The organism is Anaerobacterium chartisolvens (genome assembly GCF_003337415.1).
GTDB classification, from domain to species: Bacteria; Bacillota; Clostridia; order Acetivibrionales; family DSM-27016; genus Anaerobacterium; species Anaerobacterium chartisolvens.
In genome coordinates this window covers 1-14,598 of record NZ_QPJT01000004.1, presented here as the reverse complement: position 1 = coordinate 14,598, position 14,598 = coordinate 1, and the positions used below count along the sequence as shown (strand labels likewise).

The 14,598-nt window shown below is 44.9% G+C and carries 16 protein-coding genes; 13 read left to right on the top strand and 3 right to left on the bottom strand.

Going from position 1 to position 14,598, the window contains the following annotated elements:
• From DFR58_RS04405 to DFR58_RS04365, 8 genes are all read left to right on the top strand, one after another.
• A complete protein-coding gene (locus tag DFR58_RS04405; protein ID WP_114296602.1) occupies nt 1-249 on the top strand; it encodes an acyl carrier protein in 249 nt (82 codons plus the stop codon).
• Nucleotides 246-1,391, top strand: coding sequence for an acyl-CoA dehydrogenase family protein (locus DFR58_RS04400; RefSeq protein ID WP_114296601.1), 1,146 nt, complete (start codon nt 246-248; stop codon nt 1,389-1,391). The genes DFR58_RS04405 and DFR58_RS04400 overlap by 4 nt, the downstream gene beginning before the upstream one ends.
• A 3-nt stretch (nt 1,392-1,394) precedes the next feature.
• A complete protein-coding gene (locus DFR58_RS04395; protein WP_114296600.1) occupies nt 1,395-2,345 on the top strand; it encodes an ACP S-malonyltransferase in 951 nt (316 codons plus the stop codon).
• 4 nt (nt 2,346-2,349) lie between these two features.
• The gene (locus tag DFR58_RS04390) at nt 2,350-3,672 is read left to right on the top strand and encodes an aspartate aminotransferase family protein (RefSeq protein ID WP_114296599.1); all 1,323 of its coding nucleotides are present in this window, start codon (nt 2,350-2,352) and stop codon (nt 3,670-3,672) included.
• 220 nt (nt 3,673-3,892) lie between these two features.
• The gene (locus DFR58_RS04380) at nt 3,893-4,747 is read left to right on the top strand and encodes a 3-hydroxyacyl-CoA dehydrogenase family protein (RefSeq protein WP_114296597.1); all 855 of its coding nucleotides are present in this window, start codon (nt 3,893-3,895) and stop codon (nt 4,745-4,747) included.
• Nucleotides 4,748-4,814: 67 nt separating this feature from the next.
• Complete coding sequence (locus tag DFR58_RS04375; protein WP_114296596.1) at nt 4,815-5,072, top strand: acyl carrier protein; 258 nt, start codon at nt 4,815-4,817, stop codon at nt 5,070-5,072.
• Nucleotides 5,073-5,155: 83 nt separating this feature from the next.
• Nucleotides 5,156-5,425: a hypothetical protein gene (locus tag DFR58_RS04370; protein ID WP_114296595.1), complete on the top strand. Its 270-nt coding sequence runs from the start codon at nt 5,156-5,158 to the stop codon at nt 5,423-5,425.
• A 171-nt stretch (nt 5,426-5,596) separates the two neighbouring features.
• The gene (locus DFR58_RS04365; RefSeq protein ID WP_114296594.1) at nt 5,597-5,860 is read left to right on the top strand and encodes a type II toxin-antitoxin system RelB/DinJ family antitoxin; all 264 of its coding nucleotides are present in this window, start codon (nt 5,597-5,599) and stop codon (nt 5,858-5,860) included.
• Between the two features lie 74 nt (nt 5,861-5,934).
• Here DFR58_RS04365 and DFR58_RS04360 read toward each other — a convergent pair whose 3' ends face one another.
• Nucleotides 5,935-6,753, bottom strand: coding sequence for a tetratricopeptide repeat protein (locus tag DFR58_RS04360; protein ID WP_114296593.1), 819 nt, complete (start codon nt 6,751-6,753; stop codon nt 5,935-5,937).
• Nucleotides 6,754-6,955: 202 nt separating this feature from the next.
• On the opposite strand from DFR58_RS04360, the gene DFR58_RS04350 reads away from it, so the two are divergent.
• The 3 genes from DFR58_RS04350 (at nt 6,956) to pflA (ending at nt 11,355) form a co-directional block, all read left to right on the top strand.
• Nucleotides 6,956-8,215, top strand: a complete 1,260-nt coding sequence (locus DFR58_RS04350; RefSeq protein ID WP_114296591.1) for a PDZ domain-containing protein — start codon at nt 6,956-6,958, stop codon at nt 8,213-8,215.
• A gap of 150 nt (nt 8,216-8,365) precedes the next feature.
• Entirely contained in the window at nt 8,366-10,594 is a 2,229-nt protein-coding gene (gene pflB / locus DFR58_RS04345) for a formate C-acetyltransferase (protein ID WP_114296784.1), read from the top strand.
• A 20-nt stretch (nt 10,595-10,614) separates the two neighbouring features.
• Nucleotides 10,615-11,355, top strand: a complete 741-nt coding sequence (gene pflA / locus DFR58_RS04340; protein ID WP_114296590.1) for a pyruvate formate-lyase-activating protein — start codon at nt 10,615-10,617, stop codon at nt 11,353-11,355.
• A gap of 83 nt (nt 11,356-11,438) precedes the next feature.
• On the opposite strand, the gene DFR58_RS04335 is transcribed toward pflA, so the two are convergent.
• Nucleotides 11,439-11,672 (bottom strand): phage tail protein, encoded by a 234-nt coding sequence (locus DFR58_RS04335; RefSeq protein WP_278278797.1) that lies wholly within the window; start codon nt 11,670-11,672, stop codon nt 11,439-11,441.
• A gap of 70 nt (nt 11,673-11,742) precedes the next feature.
• On the bottom strand, nt 11,743-11,985 hold the full coding sequence (locus tag DFR58_RS04330) for a phage tail protein (protein WP_114296589.1): 243 nt from the start codon (nt 11,983-11,985) through the stop codon (nt 11,743-11,745).
• 225 nt (nt 11,986-12,210) lie between these two features.
• Here DFR58_RS04330 and DFR58_RS04325 point away from each other — a divergent pair, with 225 nt between their 5' ends.
• Nucleotides 12,211-13,281 carry a cadherin-like beta sandwich domain-containing protein gene (locus DFR58_RS04325; RefSeq protein ID WP_114296588.1) on the top strand — a complete coding sequence of 357 codons (1,071 nt, stop codon included), beginning with the start codon at nt 12,211-12,213 and terminating at the stop codon, nt 13,279-13,281.
• A 160-nt stretch (nt 13,282-13,441) separates the two neighbouring features.
• A partial coding sequence (locus DFR58_RS04320) for an Ig-like domain-containing protein (RefSeq protein WP_207659123.1) occupies nt 13,442-14,598 on the top strand: 1,157 nt, incomplete at its 3' end.

The window sequence follows — 14,598 nt, the reverse complement described above, 5'->3', positions numbered from 1 at the left end:
ATGAGCAAGGAAGATATTATTATGACAATAAAATCTGAAATTGGCGCAATATTGATGCAGGATGCCGATTCCATAGATGAAGAGACCAACCTTTTGAAAATAGGCGTTTCATCCATACAGGCATTAAAAATTATTAACAGGATAAGAAAGAAGCTGGACATAGATATTTCACCCGTCGCTATGTTCGAATATAAAACCATATCCGCATTTGCAGGGTATCTATATGAGTGCAGGGAGGAGGCTGTATGATGAGCTGTGATTTAGAGCAGAGAAAAATAGTGGATGAAGCAGAGGCTTTTGTGAATCAGGAAATACGCCCTTATGTAAAATGCTTTGAGGAAAACAAAGGCATACCAAGGGAGCTTATAGACAAAATGGCGGCAAAGGGGTATCTGGCGGCTGCTCTTCCAAAGCAGTACGGAGGCCTTGAGCTTGATCCCGTGTACTACGGACTGTTTACAGAGGTGTTTGGAAAGGCGTGTACCGCAACAAGAAGCCTTATTACCGTACATACATCTCTTGTGGGAGAGACATTGGTGCGCTTTGGCACGGAAGAGCAGAAGAACAAGTGGCTGCCCCGTCTGGCAAGGGGTGAGGCTATCGGGGCGTTTGGCCTGTCGGAGCCGGATATAGGCTCCGATGCCAAGAATATAAAGACAAGCTGGCATGAAGAAGATGACTGCTATGTGATTAACGGCACTAAAAGATGGATTACCTTCGGACATTTAGCCGACCTCTTCATTATTATTGCGGCAAATAAAGGCAGAAGTACGGCATTTTTAGTGGAGAGGGCTTTCCCCGGTTTTGAAACAAAGCAGATAGAGGGGATGATGGCTGCCCGCGCCACCTGTATTGCGGAGCTTTATTTAAACAATGTAAGGGTTCCAAAGGAAAATGTGCTTGGAAAAATCAACTTAGGCTTCGAGTATATTGTTTCAACATCTCTTGATTGCGGACGCTACAGCATAGCGTGGGCAGGTGTGGCGATTGCTCAGGAGGCACTGGAGGCGATGGTATCGTATTCCCGCACCCGTACACAGTTCAATGAAAAGCTGAGAAGCTTCCAGCTTATCCGCGGAATGATAGGGGATGCCGTTACCAAAACCCACGCAGCCAGAGCGCTTGCCTTAAAGGCGGGTGAACTGCGCAAGCAAAAGGACCCCGATGCGGTAATGGAGACAACCATGGCAAAGTATTTCGCGTCCAAGGTGGCTGTGGACGTTGCGAATGACGCCCTGCAGGTACACGGAGGAAACGGCTTTCTAAGCGAGTACCCCGTGGAGAGGCTGTACAGGGAAGCGAAGGTGCTGGAGGTTATAGAGGGATCCTCCCAAATGCAGCAGGAGATGATTTCCAGCTTCGGGCTGCAGCGATATTATAAAAGGAGATAGAACATGAAGCTTGCAATACTGTTTCCCGGACAGGGAAGCCAGTACATAGGAATGTGCGGAAAGCTGATTAAGGAGTTCTCCGATGTAGATAAGATTTTCCGTGAGGCCAATGAAATAATGTGTTTTGATATCCGTTCGATGATATTGGACGGGCGAATTGAGGAGCTGACGCTTTCACAAAATGCACAGCCTGCGGTGGTAATTGCCAGTTATGCACTGTTTCGCGTATTTGAGCATCAAACAGGGGTAATGCCCTCTTATGCCGTTGGGCACAGCTTAGGCGAGATTTCCGCCCTCATTGCGGCGGGATCGCTGTCGTTTGAGCAGGGGCTGTCGTATGTCGGAAAGAGAGGAAGGCTTATGCACCGCGCAATGGAGGAGAAGCGGGGGAGATCGGGAATTGTAACCGACATGGAGCTGCATATTCTGGAGGGTATTATTGAGTCAATAGCATTAGTTGAGTATATAACAATATCGGGGTACAATTCTCCAAGGCAGTTTATTGTTGCCGGAACTCAAGCCGCGCTTAAGGCCCTTGACAAGGAGGCGGATAAGCACGGCGCGGAATTTATTCCATTTAGAATGATACCGATGAAGGCTGACGCGCCTTATCACAGTGAGCTTATGACGTTCATAAGGCCGGAGCTCCGTGAGGCTCTTAACGGCATAAGCTTTAAGCAGCCAAAGTTCAACATATGGTCTACCGTTACAGGAAGGTTAATAGACACCGCAGACAGCATTCCCGGCATTCTTGGCAGCCAGCTTGTTCTGCCTGTCCTCTGGAATCAGTCGCTTAAGCAAATGTGCAATGCCGGGGTGGAGCTGCTGGTGGATATCGGGCCTCAGGTTATAATGAGAAACCTCATACGCGAGAATCCCGAGCTGCCCGAGACTCTTGCCTTTGAAGATGAACAAGACGCAAAGAAAATACTGGAGCATATTAAAAGGGGGTAGCAGAATGATATCTCAAAGGAATATAGAGTATAACAACAGGGTGAAGCAATACCTGCCCGGTGGTGTTCACTATAATTTTAACCTTCCGTGGCAGGAGACTCCTCTTCATTTCATAAAAGCCAATGACAGCCGGGTTTGGGATATTGACGGAAATGAGTACCTCGACTTGTACGCGAGGTTCGGAGCATTAATCATCGGCCACGGGAATGAGGAATATAATGAGTGCTTGAAAGAAACCATTGACAGGATTCTTTCCGTCAGCCACTGTGATATCGACGCCGAGGCCATGGAGCTGGTTGCCAGATACGTACCGTCGGCTGAAATGATACGCTTTGGCCTGTCGGGCACCGAAATTGTCCAAAACGCACTCCGCTTAGCAAGGGCGTGGACGGGAAAGAATCGTTTTGTCAGGTTTGAAGGACACTATCATGGAAATGCCGACAATATAATGGGAGGAAGGGCTCCAAGAAAAGGCGAGCCCGTTCCGTCGGATTTTATAGGAGATATAAAGGGGACGGCGGGGCGTGCGCACGAGTCGCTGGAAAGCCAGTCATACCTTCTGCCATGGAATGACGCTTCTGTTTTGGAGGAGCTGCTTATAAAAAAAGGTGACGAAATTGCGGCGGTGATTACCGAGCCGGTTTGTGTAAACGGGGGAAGTGTAATGCCTGCGCCGGGGTATTTGAAAAGGGTGAGGGAGCTGTGCGATAAATATAACGCCGTACTCATTTTCGATGAGATTATAACGGGCTTCCGCATGGGCTTGGGCGGCGCTCAGAAGGAGTTTGGCGTTATACCTGATATAACTACATTGGGCAAGGCAATTGCCGGAGGCGGAGTTCCTGTTTCGGCACTGGCGGGCAAAAAAGAGATTATGCAGCTTTTGACGGATAAGAAGGTCATACACGCCGGAACGTTTAACGGATACCCGCTGGGGACAGCGGCAGTTAAGGCTACCCTTGAAATACTCAGCCGGAATAATGGGCGGGCTATAGCAGGAATGAATGAAAAAATAGAGCTTATGCATGATGTAATGAGGTCCGAGGCGGCTAAGGCAGGGCTTCCGCTTGTAATTCAGGGGCCTCCGGGCTGTGCGGCCTTTCACTGCTGCGAGGATGTGATAGAAAACACTTGCGATTATACCTATGACATAATGACTCTCGATATAATTTTAAATAATAATCTTTCTAAAAACGGAATTCTTGTTTCAACCTTTTCAAGGATATACCCCAATATTTCCATAAGCATGGAGGATGTGGAGTGGTTCCGGGAAAGGGTTGGCGCGGCGTTGAGGGAAACAAAGGAAGCATATGATGAAATGGCTTAACGGTACTATGACAGTTAAGAAAGTAATATCTTCCGGGATAATTTTTAACAGCATCGGAAAGACGCATTTGAGGGAAAAGTCTTTAGGGAACGAGCATAAATGCGCTTTCCTCAGATGTATTCCTTACGGGTCTAAAAAATTACCCTACAGAAATTACTTTCTGCTATCAATATGACATAGTATTACTTAAATTGATAAAAGAAGAGGGGGATAAAGAGGCATGGATAATAAGATTATAGCCATTATAGGAGCGGGCGTTATGGGCTGCGCGACAGCGCTGGATGTGGCAAGACACGGATACAGCGTTATTTTAAAGGATATTTCCGCCGAGGCTCTGGAAAAGGCGGAAAAGAGAATGAAATATGAATACCGCTCAGCCTGCATGATGAACAGGGAGTATTCTTCCGTGGGGCTTGACGATATTTTAAGCAGGATAACCCTTAAGGCAGATTATGGGGGTATCGACAAGGCGTATATTATCATTGAGAATATCAGTGAGGATATCGGCAAAAAGATTGAAGAATATGGGAACCTGTCTGAAATGTGCGGAAGAGAAGCTTTCTTTGCTCTGAATACAAGCTGTATTTCCATTACAAAGCTGGCTTCATATTTGCCTGATCCCAAGAGGGTTATAGGTACACATTTAATGAATCCCGTTCCACTTAAGAAAATGGTGGAGGTGATAAGGGGATGGCATACATCGGAGGAAACGGAAGGCGAGGTAGTTTCATTCTTAAAGACACTGGGGAAAAACCCTATTGTAATAGATGATCTGGCGGGATTTGTTTCCAACCGCCTTTCGCACCTTTTCATGAATGAGGCGGCGTTTATTGTTCAGGACGGTATTGCAACGGCGGAGCAGGTTGACAATATTATGAAGCATGGCTTCAGCCATAAAATGGGCCCTCTGGAGACTGCCGATTTAATAGGCCTGGACACCGTTGTCGATTCTCTGGAGGTACTCTACGAGAGCTATCAGGATTCTAAATACAGGTGCTGCCCATTGCTTAAGAAGATGGTAGACGCGGGCTGCCTGGGCAGGAAAAGCGGGAAAGGCTTCTATAAATACATATGAGAGTATACAGGGTTTTCCCCATTACATTGAAATTTCTATAAATACTGGGTGGTAAGGAGCGATAAAAATGGATTGCAGAAATGAGATAAGAAAATTTATTATGGAGAATTTGTCAATAGACGAGGACAATGTCAAGCTGGGAGACGATGACAATTATTTTGAGCTGAGGTTTGTGAATTCACTGTTTGCAATGAAGCTTGTGAATTTTGTCGAACAAAGCTTTGAAATTGAAATTGATAATGACGAGCTGGATTTAAAGAACTTCAGCACCATAAACAATATCATGACACTGATTGATAAAAAAACGGTAAACAAACGCAATTAGTACTATGCAACGGAATTTGCCTCTGACGCACAGAACGGAGATATGAATGTCCCGGCTCGGATCATGAAAGGAGAACAAGCAAAATGGTTATTTTTATAATAGTACTATTTGCAGTAATTTTTGCAGGTGCGGCATGTTTTTTGGGAATACGGATGAAGAGCAGAAGGATTTTAAAATATATCCCTGCAGGGATTGCCGCGAGTACAGCTCTCGGGTTCTATATAAAGGCCATGAGCTTTTCGGAGGGTTTTGGGGCTCTGGGGAACTTTATAATGGCAATGATCTCTGCGGCAGTATTTGCCGCTGCACTTTTAGCTGCACTGGTAATGGAGCTGGTGAACAGAAGAAGATAAACCTTCGGTGAGTGTAGAAAAAAGGGGGCGCCATGGGGTATAACACTTGATATGTAATTTACCGATAGTGATGACTGCTTGTGAAATCATAATAGCATTGCGGATTTGCATTTACATATACATTAATTTGTGATACAATGTATATACTAATAGCGAAAGGAGTGTTACATTGTGGCACAAACGACATTAAGTATTCGTATGGATGAAGACGTAAAAAAACAGTTCGATGCTTTTTGTGCAGATGTTGGGATGAATACATCGGTTGCAATAAACCTATTTGCTAGGGCTGTTTTACGTGAAAGACGTATTCCCTTTGAAATTGCCGCCAGTGACGACCCGTTTTACAGCGAAAGTAATTTAAAACACTTACGCCGGGGAATGGAGGCTTTAAATGCAGGGAAAGGTAAAGAGCACGAGCCTATAGAGGAAAAGTGATGAGAAAAGTTTGGTTTGATGAAGCATGGGAGGATTATCTATACTGGCAGACACCTCCCTCTTGCATTTCCGTATCAGCCCATCCTTTTTTCTATATCGCTGATTTTGTCCTTTATTTCATCCTCTGTCACGGCACTTAGGAAGGTTATATTATAGCCCAGCGCTTTTTTGAGGTTTTCCAAAGCGTCGGCAGGCCTGCCGAGCTTGTCTAAAAGCAGACCATAGTTGTAGTATGTACTGGGGCTGGAGGGCTTTTGGGATACCAGCTTTTCAAAAATCTCAAGCGACTTTTCATATTCTCCTCTAAGATAGTAGGTTTGTCCAAGATTGTCAAGTATGACGTGATTGCTGCCGTTATAGTCATATGCCTCCAAATTGAAGGTTAACGCCCTTTCCAGATCTCCCTTCAGTATAAGCATATAGCCCAGGCTTCCGTATACGGTAGTATTTCTATAGCTCTCAAACACCTCCGTAAGCATATCCACAGCCTCGTCTATCATGCCCTTTTTCCAGTATACCAGCGCAAGATTGGACTTTACAAGCATTTTATCGTCACTGCTGATATCGGATGCCGCGAGGCGCTCAAGTATTTTTTCCGATTCCTCAATATTTCCTGACTTCAGAAGGAGATAGGCATAGGAGGCGGTAGTGGCAGGCTTGCATTTCCCTGTGATATAGGCCCTTCTTAAGTATTCTGACGAGCCCTTTAAGTCTCCCTTTGAGTATCTTATGTTCCCTAGAAAAACAAATATTGCCGTTCTGATGGTATAGGCTATATAGGCAATGTATGCCAAAATTCCGGCTATACCCAGAAAGAGGTTGTACGTAAACAATATGAATATTACAATTAAGGGAAGAACAAGGTTAATAAGAACTTTTTTCACTCTGTTCATAGGTCTACCTCCAAAAGTTTAATGTTGCTTATATTATATATCATTATAAACCCAGGGGTATACCTGCCGCAAGCAATAAGGCGGGCAAAATATGCATTTTGAAAATGTATTAAAGAATAAAATATGGTATAATATAAGCGGTATGGGAAACTCACAGCATTAACGTCATAAAATATTTTTCCATGATAGGAGTGGACCTTCATTGGCATTATTAGAAATAGCCTCTGCCATAGCTGCTCAATTGGCAAGTTCCTTTTTGCTGAATTTTATATTTCTTGTTGTTTATGCAATGCTTGTATATGTAATAAGGGATCAATATGAAAAATATAAAATGCTTGAGGATGGCCGCTTTGTAAAGCCTGTAGGGACAGTAAGAGATTTGGTAAAAGAGTCGGTGCTTTTTGGGGCGGTGGCGGGCTTTATAGCAAGCTTTTTTTCTGTTGTCGGGGGTATCACTGTTGATTCAAGGTCATATGAATACATGGTGCTTATATTGATTATTCTGAGGCTTATAAATATAAGGTATTTATGCATTGCCTATGCGGGGGGAATACTGGCTCTGATTAATACCGTTTTGGGGTTTAAGAGCTCCGATGCTTCCTCAATACTGGCGTTGATTGCCATACTGCACATTGTGGAAAGTGCAATGATATATGCAAGCCCGGGGAAATACACGATTCCAGTGCTTATTAAGCACAAGAGTGGCATAGTGGGAGCCTTTTTTACACAGAGGTTTTGGCCTGTGCCGGTAGTGCTTCTGACATTCCTTCCGGGAGCTACTGGACAATCGCTGCTGGATATTATTGCAGGCGGGGGCTGGATGCCGTTCAAACCTGAAGCCGCAGGTGCTGCGTCAAGCCTTGGGCTGGGATGCATAGCCGCTGTGCTTGGTTACTCCGATGTTTGTATTACAAAGGAGCCCGATAAAAAAAGCCGTGAAACTGCGGGAAGGCTTTTAATCTACAGCATTATTCTGTTAATTGTTGCATGGGCTTCCGTGTACCTGCATGTATTTAAAATAATAGGTGCGGTTTTTGCCATTGCGGGGCACGAGGGAATAATAATTTACGGGAAGCATAGGGAGAAGAACGGGCGGCCGTTGTTTGAAACGGTAAGAAGAGGAGTAAAGGTATTTGATATACCTGTCGGAAGCCATGCACATAGAATGGGGATGAAGCGTGGAGATGTAATACTGAGTGTAAACGGAAAGGACGTACAGACCGAGGAGGGAATAGCGGGGGCACTGATGGAATTCCCCACATTCATATGGGTGGATGCCGTTGACGCAGACGGTAACAAAAAATACTATGAGTACAGATGCTTTCCAAACGGAGCGGACAATCTGGAAATAATGACTGTTCCCCGGGAGGAGCGCATCACATACAACATAGATTATTTTGAAGACATGAGCGTATTAAAAAACATGGTGCAGCGTTTTAAGGGGACAGGAAGGCCATTGTAGGGAACGCCCCCCGTGGCGGAACACCACAGGGGGTGTTCCGTACGAATGTTTCCCAATAATATTTAACATTAAATCTCCCATACAAGGGTATAAATATAGTAAGGCTTAAGCCGTACTATATTTTTTTCTAAGAAAGGGTGACTTATGAGCATGGAGGCGTGGAAGGGATTTAAACAAGGCAACTGGTGTACCGAAATAGATGTCAGGGATTTTATACAGCTAAATTATACTCCCTATGAGGGGGATGACAGCTTTCTGTGCGGCCCTTCACAGTCCACGCAAAAGCTGTGGGAGCAGGTGAAGGTATTGCTGAAAATGGAGCGGGAGAAGGGGGGAGTGCTTGATGTGGACACACATACAATTTCCACCATAAGCTCTCACCGTCCCGGATATATTAATAAGGAACTGGAAAAGGTGGTGGGCCTTCAGACTGATGAGCCTCTTAAGCGTGCGATAATGCCCTTTGGCGGAATACGCATGATTGAGAAGGGCTGTGAGGCATACGGCAAAAGGGTGGACCCCGATGTGCTTGAGATATTCACAAGCTTTAGAAAGACTCATAATGAAGGCGTATATGACGTATATACCCCCGAAATGCGCAGAGCCAAAAAGGCGGGAATAATTACGGGGCTTCCCGATGCCTACGGGAGAGGGAGAATAATAGGAGATTACAGGAGAGTGCCTCTATATGGCGTTGACAGGCTTATACACGAAAAAAATTACGAAATGGAAAGCTTGGAGTATGACTATATTGATTCGGACACCATAAGAAACAGAGAGGAAATAAGTGAACAAATAAAGGCTCTTAAGCTGCTTAAGAGTATGGCGGCAGGCTACGGCTTCGATGTGTCCCGTCCCGCGGAAAATGCTTCCGAGGCTGTGCAGTGGCTGTATTTTGCATATCTTGCCGCGGTGAAGGAGCAGAACGGTGCAGCCATGAGCATAGGCAGGATTTCCACCTTCCTCGACATATATACAGAGAGGGACTTAAAAGCCGGAAGGCTGGATGAAGCGCAGGCACAGGAGCTTATAGACCAACTGGTAATAAAGCTGCGCATAGTGAGATTTTTGAGGACTCCGGAATATGAAAAGCTCTTTAGCGGAGATCCCACGTGGGTGACGGAAAGCATAGGAGGCATGAGCTTGGACGGGAGGACTCTTGTAACAAAATCATCCTTTAGGATGTTAACCACACTGTTCAATCTTGGCCCAGCTCCAGAACCCAACATGACAGTGCTGTGGTCTGTGAATCTGCCGTCGGAATTTAAGAAATTCTGTGCAAGGGTGTCTATCCATACCAGCTCCATACAGTATGAAAGTGACGATATAATGCGGCATCATTGGGGGGACGACTATGCAATAGCGTGCTGCGTGTCGGCAATGAGGCTGGGCAAGCAGATGCAGTTTTTCGGGGCAAGGTGCAACCTTGCAAAAGCACTGCTGTATGCAATAAACGGCGGAAGGGATGAGATGTCGGGCATACAGGTGGCGCCCAGATTTTCGGCGGTTGAAGGCGAGTACCTTGAGTATGACGATGTGAAGGACAGGCTTAACATGGTGCTGGACTGGGTTGCGAGGCTCTATATGAATACACTGAATATCATACATTCCATGCACGACAAATATTGCTATGAAAGGCTTCAAATGGCGCTGCACGACAGAGAGGTATTCAGGACAATGGCTTGCGGTGTTGCGGGGCTGTCGGTGGTGACAGACTCTTTAAGCGCGATAAAATATGCAAAAGTTAAGGCAATAAGAAATTCTGAAGGGCTTGTGGTGGATTTTAAGGTGGAGGGCGATTATCCCAAATACGGAAACAATGACGAGGCGGTTGACTCTATTGCTACAATGCTTGTAAAGGTGTTCATGGATAAGCTCAGGAAGCAGAGGACTTACAGGGGAGCGATGCCAACCTTATCTATTCTTACCATAACATCAAATGTCGTATATGGAGAGAAGACAGGGAATACGCCTGACGGGAGAAAAACAGGGGAGCCTCTTGCTCCGGGGGCAAATCCCATGCACGGAAGAGATATTAACGGGGCTCTTGCGGTGCTTAAAAGCATTTCACGGCTTCCTTATGAATATGCCCAGGATGGGATATCATACACCTTTTCCATTATACCAAGGGCTCTGGGCAGGGATGAGGATACAAGGATAAAAAACCTTTCTGCGTTGCTGGACGGATATTTTAAGGACGGCGGGCATCATATAAATATAAACGTATTTGAAAAGGAAACGCTGTTAGATGCCATGGAGCATCCCGAAAAGTATCCTCAACTCACAATAAGGGTTTCGGGATATGCCGTTAATTTTGTAAGGCTTTCGCGAAAGCAACAGCTTGATGTAATAAACAGGACGATACACGAAAAAATATAGATTAAAGTGGGGTTGGAGCAATGACTGGGAATAAAGAGCTTTACGGGAGGGTGCATTCCTTTGAAACCTTCGGTACGGTGGACGGGCCGGGAATAAGGTTTGTGGTGTTCATGCAGGGATGTCCTCTCAGGTGTCTGTACTGCCATAACAGGGATACATGGGATCCGTTGGGTGGAAAGCAGTATACCGTGGATGAAATTATAGATCAGGTAAGCAAATATATGAATTATATCAAAGCCTCCGGGGGAGGCATAACGGTTACAGGGGGGGAACCTGTTCTGCAGGCGGATTTTGTAGCGGAGCTGTTTAAGCGGTGCCGGGAGATAGGCGTGCATACAGCCTTGGACACCTCGGGCTTTGCGGATATGGACAGGGTGAGGGAGCTGCTTTGCTACACTGATCTCATACTGCTGGACATAAAGCATGCGGTTGACGAAAAGCACAGGGCTATAACCGGGGTCGGTAATAGCAGAATAAGGGAATTCGCCTTTTATGCGGCGCAAAAGGGGATTCCCATATGGATAAGGTATGTGCTTATACCGGGGTATACCGATGGAGAAGAGGACCTAAAGCCCGCGGCGGAATTTATAAGCCAGATTAAGACTGTCGAAAAAATAGAGGTGCTTCCGTATCACAGCATGGGAGCCTTCAAGTGGGATAAGCTGGGGCAAAAATACCTACTTGAGGGAGTGGAAAGCCCAACGGAGGAGCAGGTTAAAAAAGCCAGAGATATTCTGGAGTCAGGTAAAAGCGTAGATTGAATTGATATTGAACCATATTTGTGAGCCATAGGGGGAGGGGAGGAATTTCCGACTCCCCCTTATGGATGTGTGTTTCGTAAAGATTACTGTCTTTGAGGATAAAGTCCGGCAGTAGCTATGTAGTATCTCATGCCGGGGATGGGCTCCGCGCCTCTCAAATCCGGCAGGCAGAAGGTAGTGCTGCCGTTACCTCCATAGGTAAAGCCGATAAGTGAAAACAACGCCTGATTCTGGTTTACCTGAAGCGTCTGGCCTTGGCAGGATGACCAGTATTCCATTTCAAAATTATTAAATGGGAAAAGCTGAATTTGACTCAAAATAGGATCCGTAAAAATCCCCCCTTCTTAAAATAAAATTTGTTAAATTTCAATAATAAGCCGCAGCACACTACTGCCTTTGGGGATAAAGACCCTCGGTAGCAATGTAGTACCTCGTGCCCGGAAGCGGCTCCGCACCTTTCAAGTTAGGCAGGCAGAAGGTAGTTCTGCCGTCTCCCCCGTATGTAGCACCTATAAGAGAGAATAACGCCTGATTTTGCATTATCTGGAGTGTTTGCCCCTGACAGGACATCCAGCCCATCATTTCAAAGGTGAATGGAAATAACTGAATTTGACTCAAAATAGCATCCATAAAAAGTCCTCCTTTAATGACAATTTTTATTTACATATATAAATTATATAATCATCATTAAAATATGTCAATTATAGTACTAATATATTATTTTACGCTTAAAAGTAAAATAAGTGTAGATTTTTCAATGGTAATTGTTTATAATTATAGTAAGTCATATACGATGACAAGGGTTATTATAATATGTCTATATTTTATTTATATTAATTTGAGAGGGTGGAAAAAATGAGTGCTATTAATTTGGCTTTAAACAGGCCTGCTTATTCAAGCTCAAGTGTTTTGCCTTATACTGCCGGGAGAGCTGTGAACGGAAGCACTGCTCCCACGAGCAGGTGGCTCTGCTGCAATTTGCCCGGATGGATATGTGTCGATTTGGGAGTTGCTTACAGGGTCAACAGATGGATTATCAGAAATATGAGTACGGCCGGGTGGGCTTCTCCCGATTATAACATTGTGGATTTTAAGCTTCAGGGAAGTAATACCGTAACTGATGAACGCAGTATGAGCAACAGCGCACTATGGACTGATTTGGATACCGTTACCGGAAACAGTTTGGCCATAGTTGATCACACCCTTCCCAGTATAGTTACATACAGGTATTTCAGGATGTATGTCAGCAAGGGACTTAGATGCAATACCAAGTTAGCTTCGGCCATGGAGCTTGAAATTTATAAGGCGCCGGACAGCTCCAAGCTGACAAATCTGGTTCTGAACAATACCGCACAGCAGTGTATCGTAATGCAGCCTACGTTTAACATGAATACTACAGCATATACTGCCACCGTACCATATGATACAGCTTCCGTCACACTGACCCCCACTGCCGAGCAGGGCAATGCGATAATCAAGGTGAATGGAGTAGCGGCAACAAACGGTCAGCCGTCTGCACCTGTCAGCCTTAACGTGGGAAGCAATGCAATTCCGGTTCAGGTAACGGCAGGCGACAGTACTTCGCAGACAACGTACACTGTGACGGTGACGAGGGCAAGCAGCCCGTATTTAACAAAAGTTGATGTAACCTATAAAAGTGGGAAATCACCTACAACGCAAACTATAGACATTATTACGGGTCAGACAGAGTATAATTGCGATATACCCAATACAATAACAAATGTTACCATTACGCCTTACTCGCAGGATACAAGTGCAGCAATCCTTGTAAATGGTGACCAAAATCTAATCAGCGGTGAGACTTCTAGCTCAATACCTGTAGTTGTAGGTACAACAAGAATACCTATCAATGTGACAAGCAGTATCGGGGTTGACAGTGAAGAATATGGAATAACTATAGTGTAAGCAATAAAAGCTTTTAATATTGTTGCTTAATTTATAACACCTATGTCTAAAATTAAGATGAAATCAGTTAGACATGGGTGTTATGTGAATTTAACAAAGAAGCATACATTATAATATAATGATTATTAATAATAAATAATTATGATAGGGGGAAAGGGCAGTGCAAAGGCAACAACTAAAAAGAGTATCAGCAATTTTAGTTATACTTTCTGTATGCATCACTGCAGCTTTTGTTTTCATTCCAGCTAATGCCTATGCTGACCCCATAGCTATTGGTGGGATGCATACATTTGGCAATACATACTTTAATTATGACGGGACTGATACAGCGGCAAGTAATGATGGCTACTTTTCGCTTAAGGCATCAAAATATGTGTTTGGAGATGATGAAACTTCTGCGTGGCTTGAAGATGGTGATCAGACAGGTGAAGAAACAGTATATTTTGATGTTACAAGCTCTAACGGCCTTGGAAGCTTTGAATTGGAGGATGTGGATGTTGGCGAGTGGGAGGACGGTATATATAATAATGTTTATGTTGTGGGGTATGCAAATGGTGAAGAGGCATTTTCTACAGCAGCTTATTCAAGTCCTATGGATGGGACAAATCAAAATTTCAACATTGACATGACCGAATCTCAAAATAAAATTATTGATTCTTTCAGAATTTATTACACAAAAGGTGCTGGAACAACTGCGCATTGGTATTTTATGCTGTGGAGCTTTACGATTAAAAATGCTTCTACGGATTTACCGCCTAATACAAATGCACCAGATGCTCCCAATGTAACAGGCACAACACCCACAAATGATACCACTCCCACATGGGGCTGGACACAGGGAGTCAATGCGGGCAATGGTACATACAGGTACAAGGTTAACAGCAGTGACTTAAGCACAGGAGCCACCGAGACAACAGATACATACTATACCCCCGGAAGTAGCTTGTCTGACGGAACACATACGCTGTATGTGCAGGAGAGGGACGACGCGGGAAACTGGTCTGCAAGCGGGAGCTTTGCCATAACGGTGGACACTTCAGCGCCTATAGGCTATGCCATAGAAATAGATCAGGCATATATAAATAATTCAAATAAAGCCTCCATGTCGTTCACATTTGCGGGAGCAGAGGTTGGCAGTACATACGACTACACTATAGGCAGCACCGGAGGCGGAACGCCTGTAACGGGGAGCGGAACGGTGACTTCGGCAACCCAGCAGGTGACGGGAATAGATGTAAGCGGGCTGACTGACGGGACGCTAGCGGTAAGTGTTACCCTGACTGATGCGGCAGGAAACACAGGTATGGCGGCTACGGA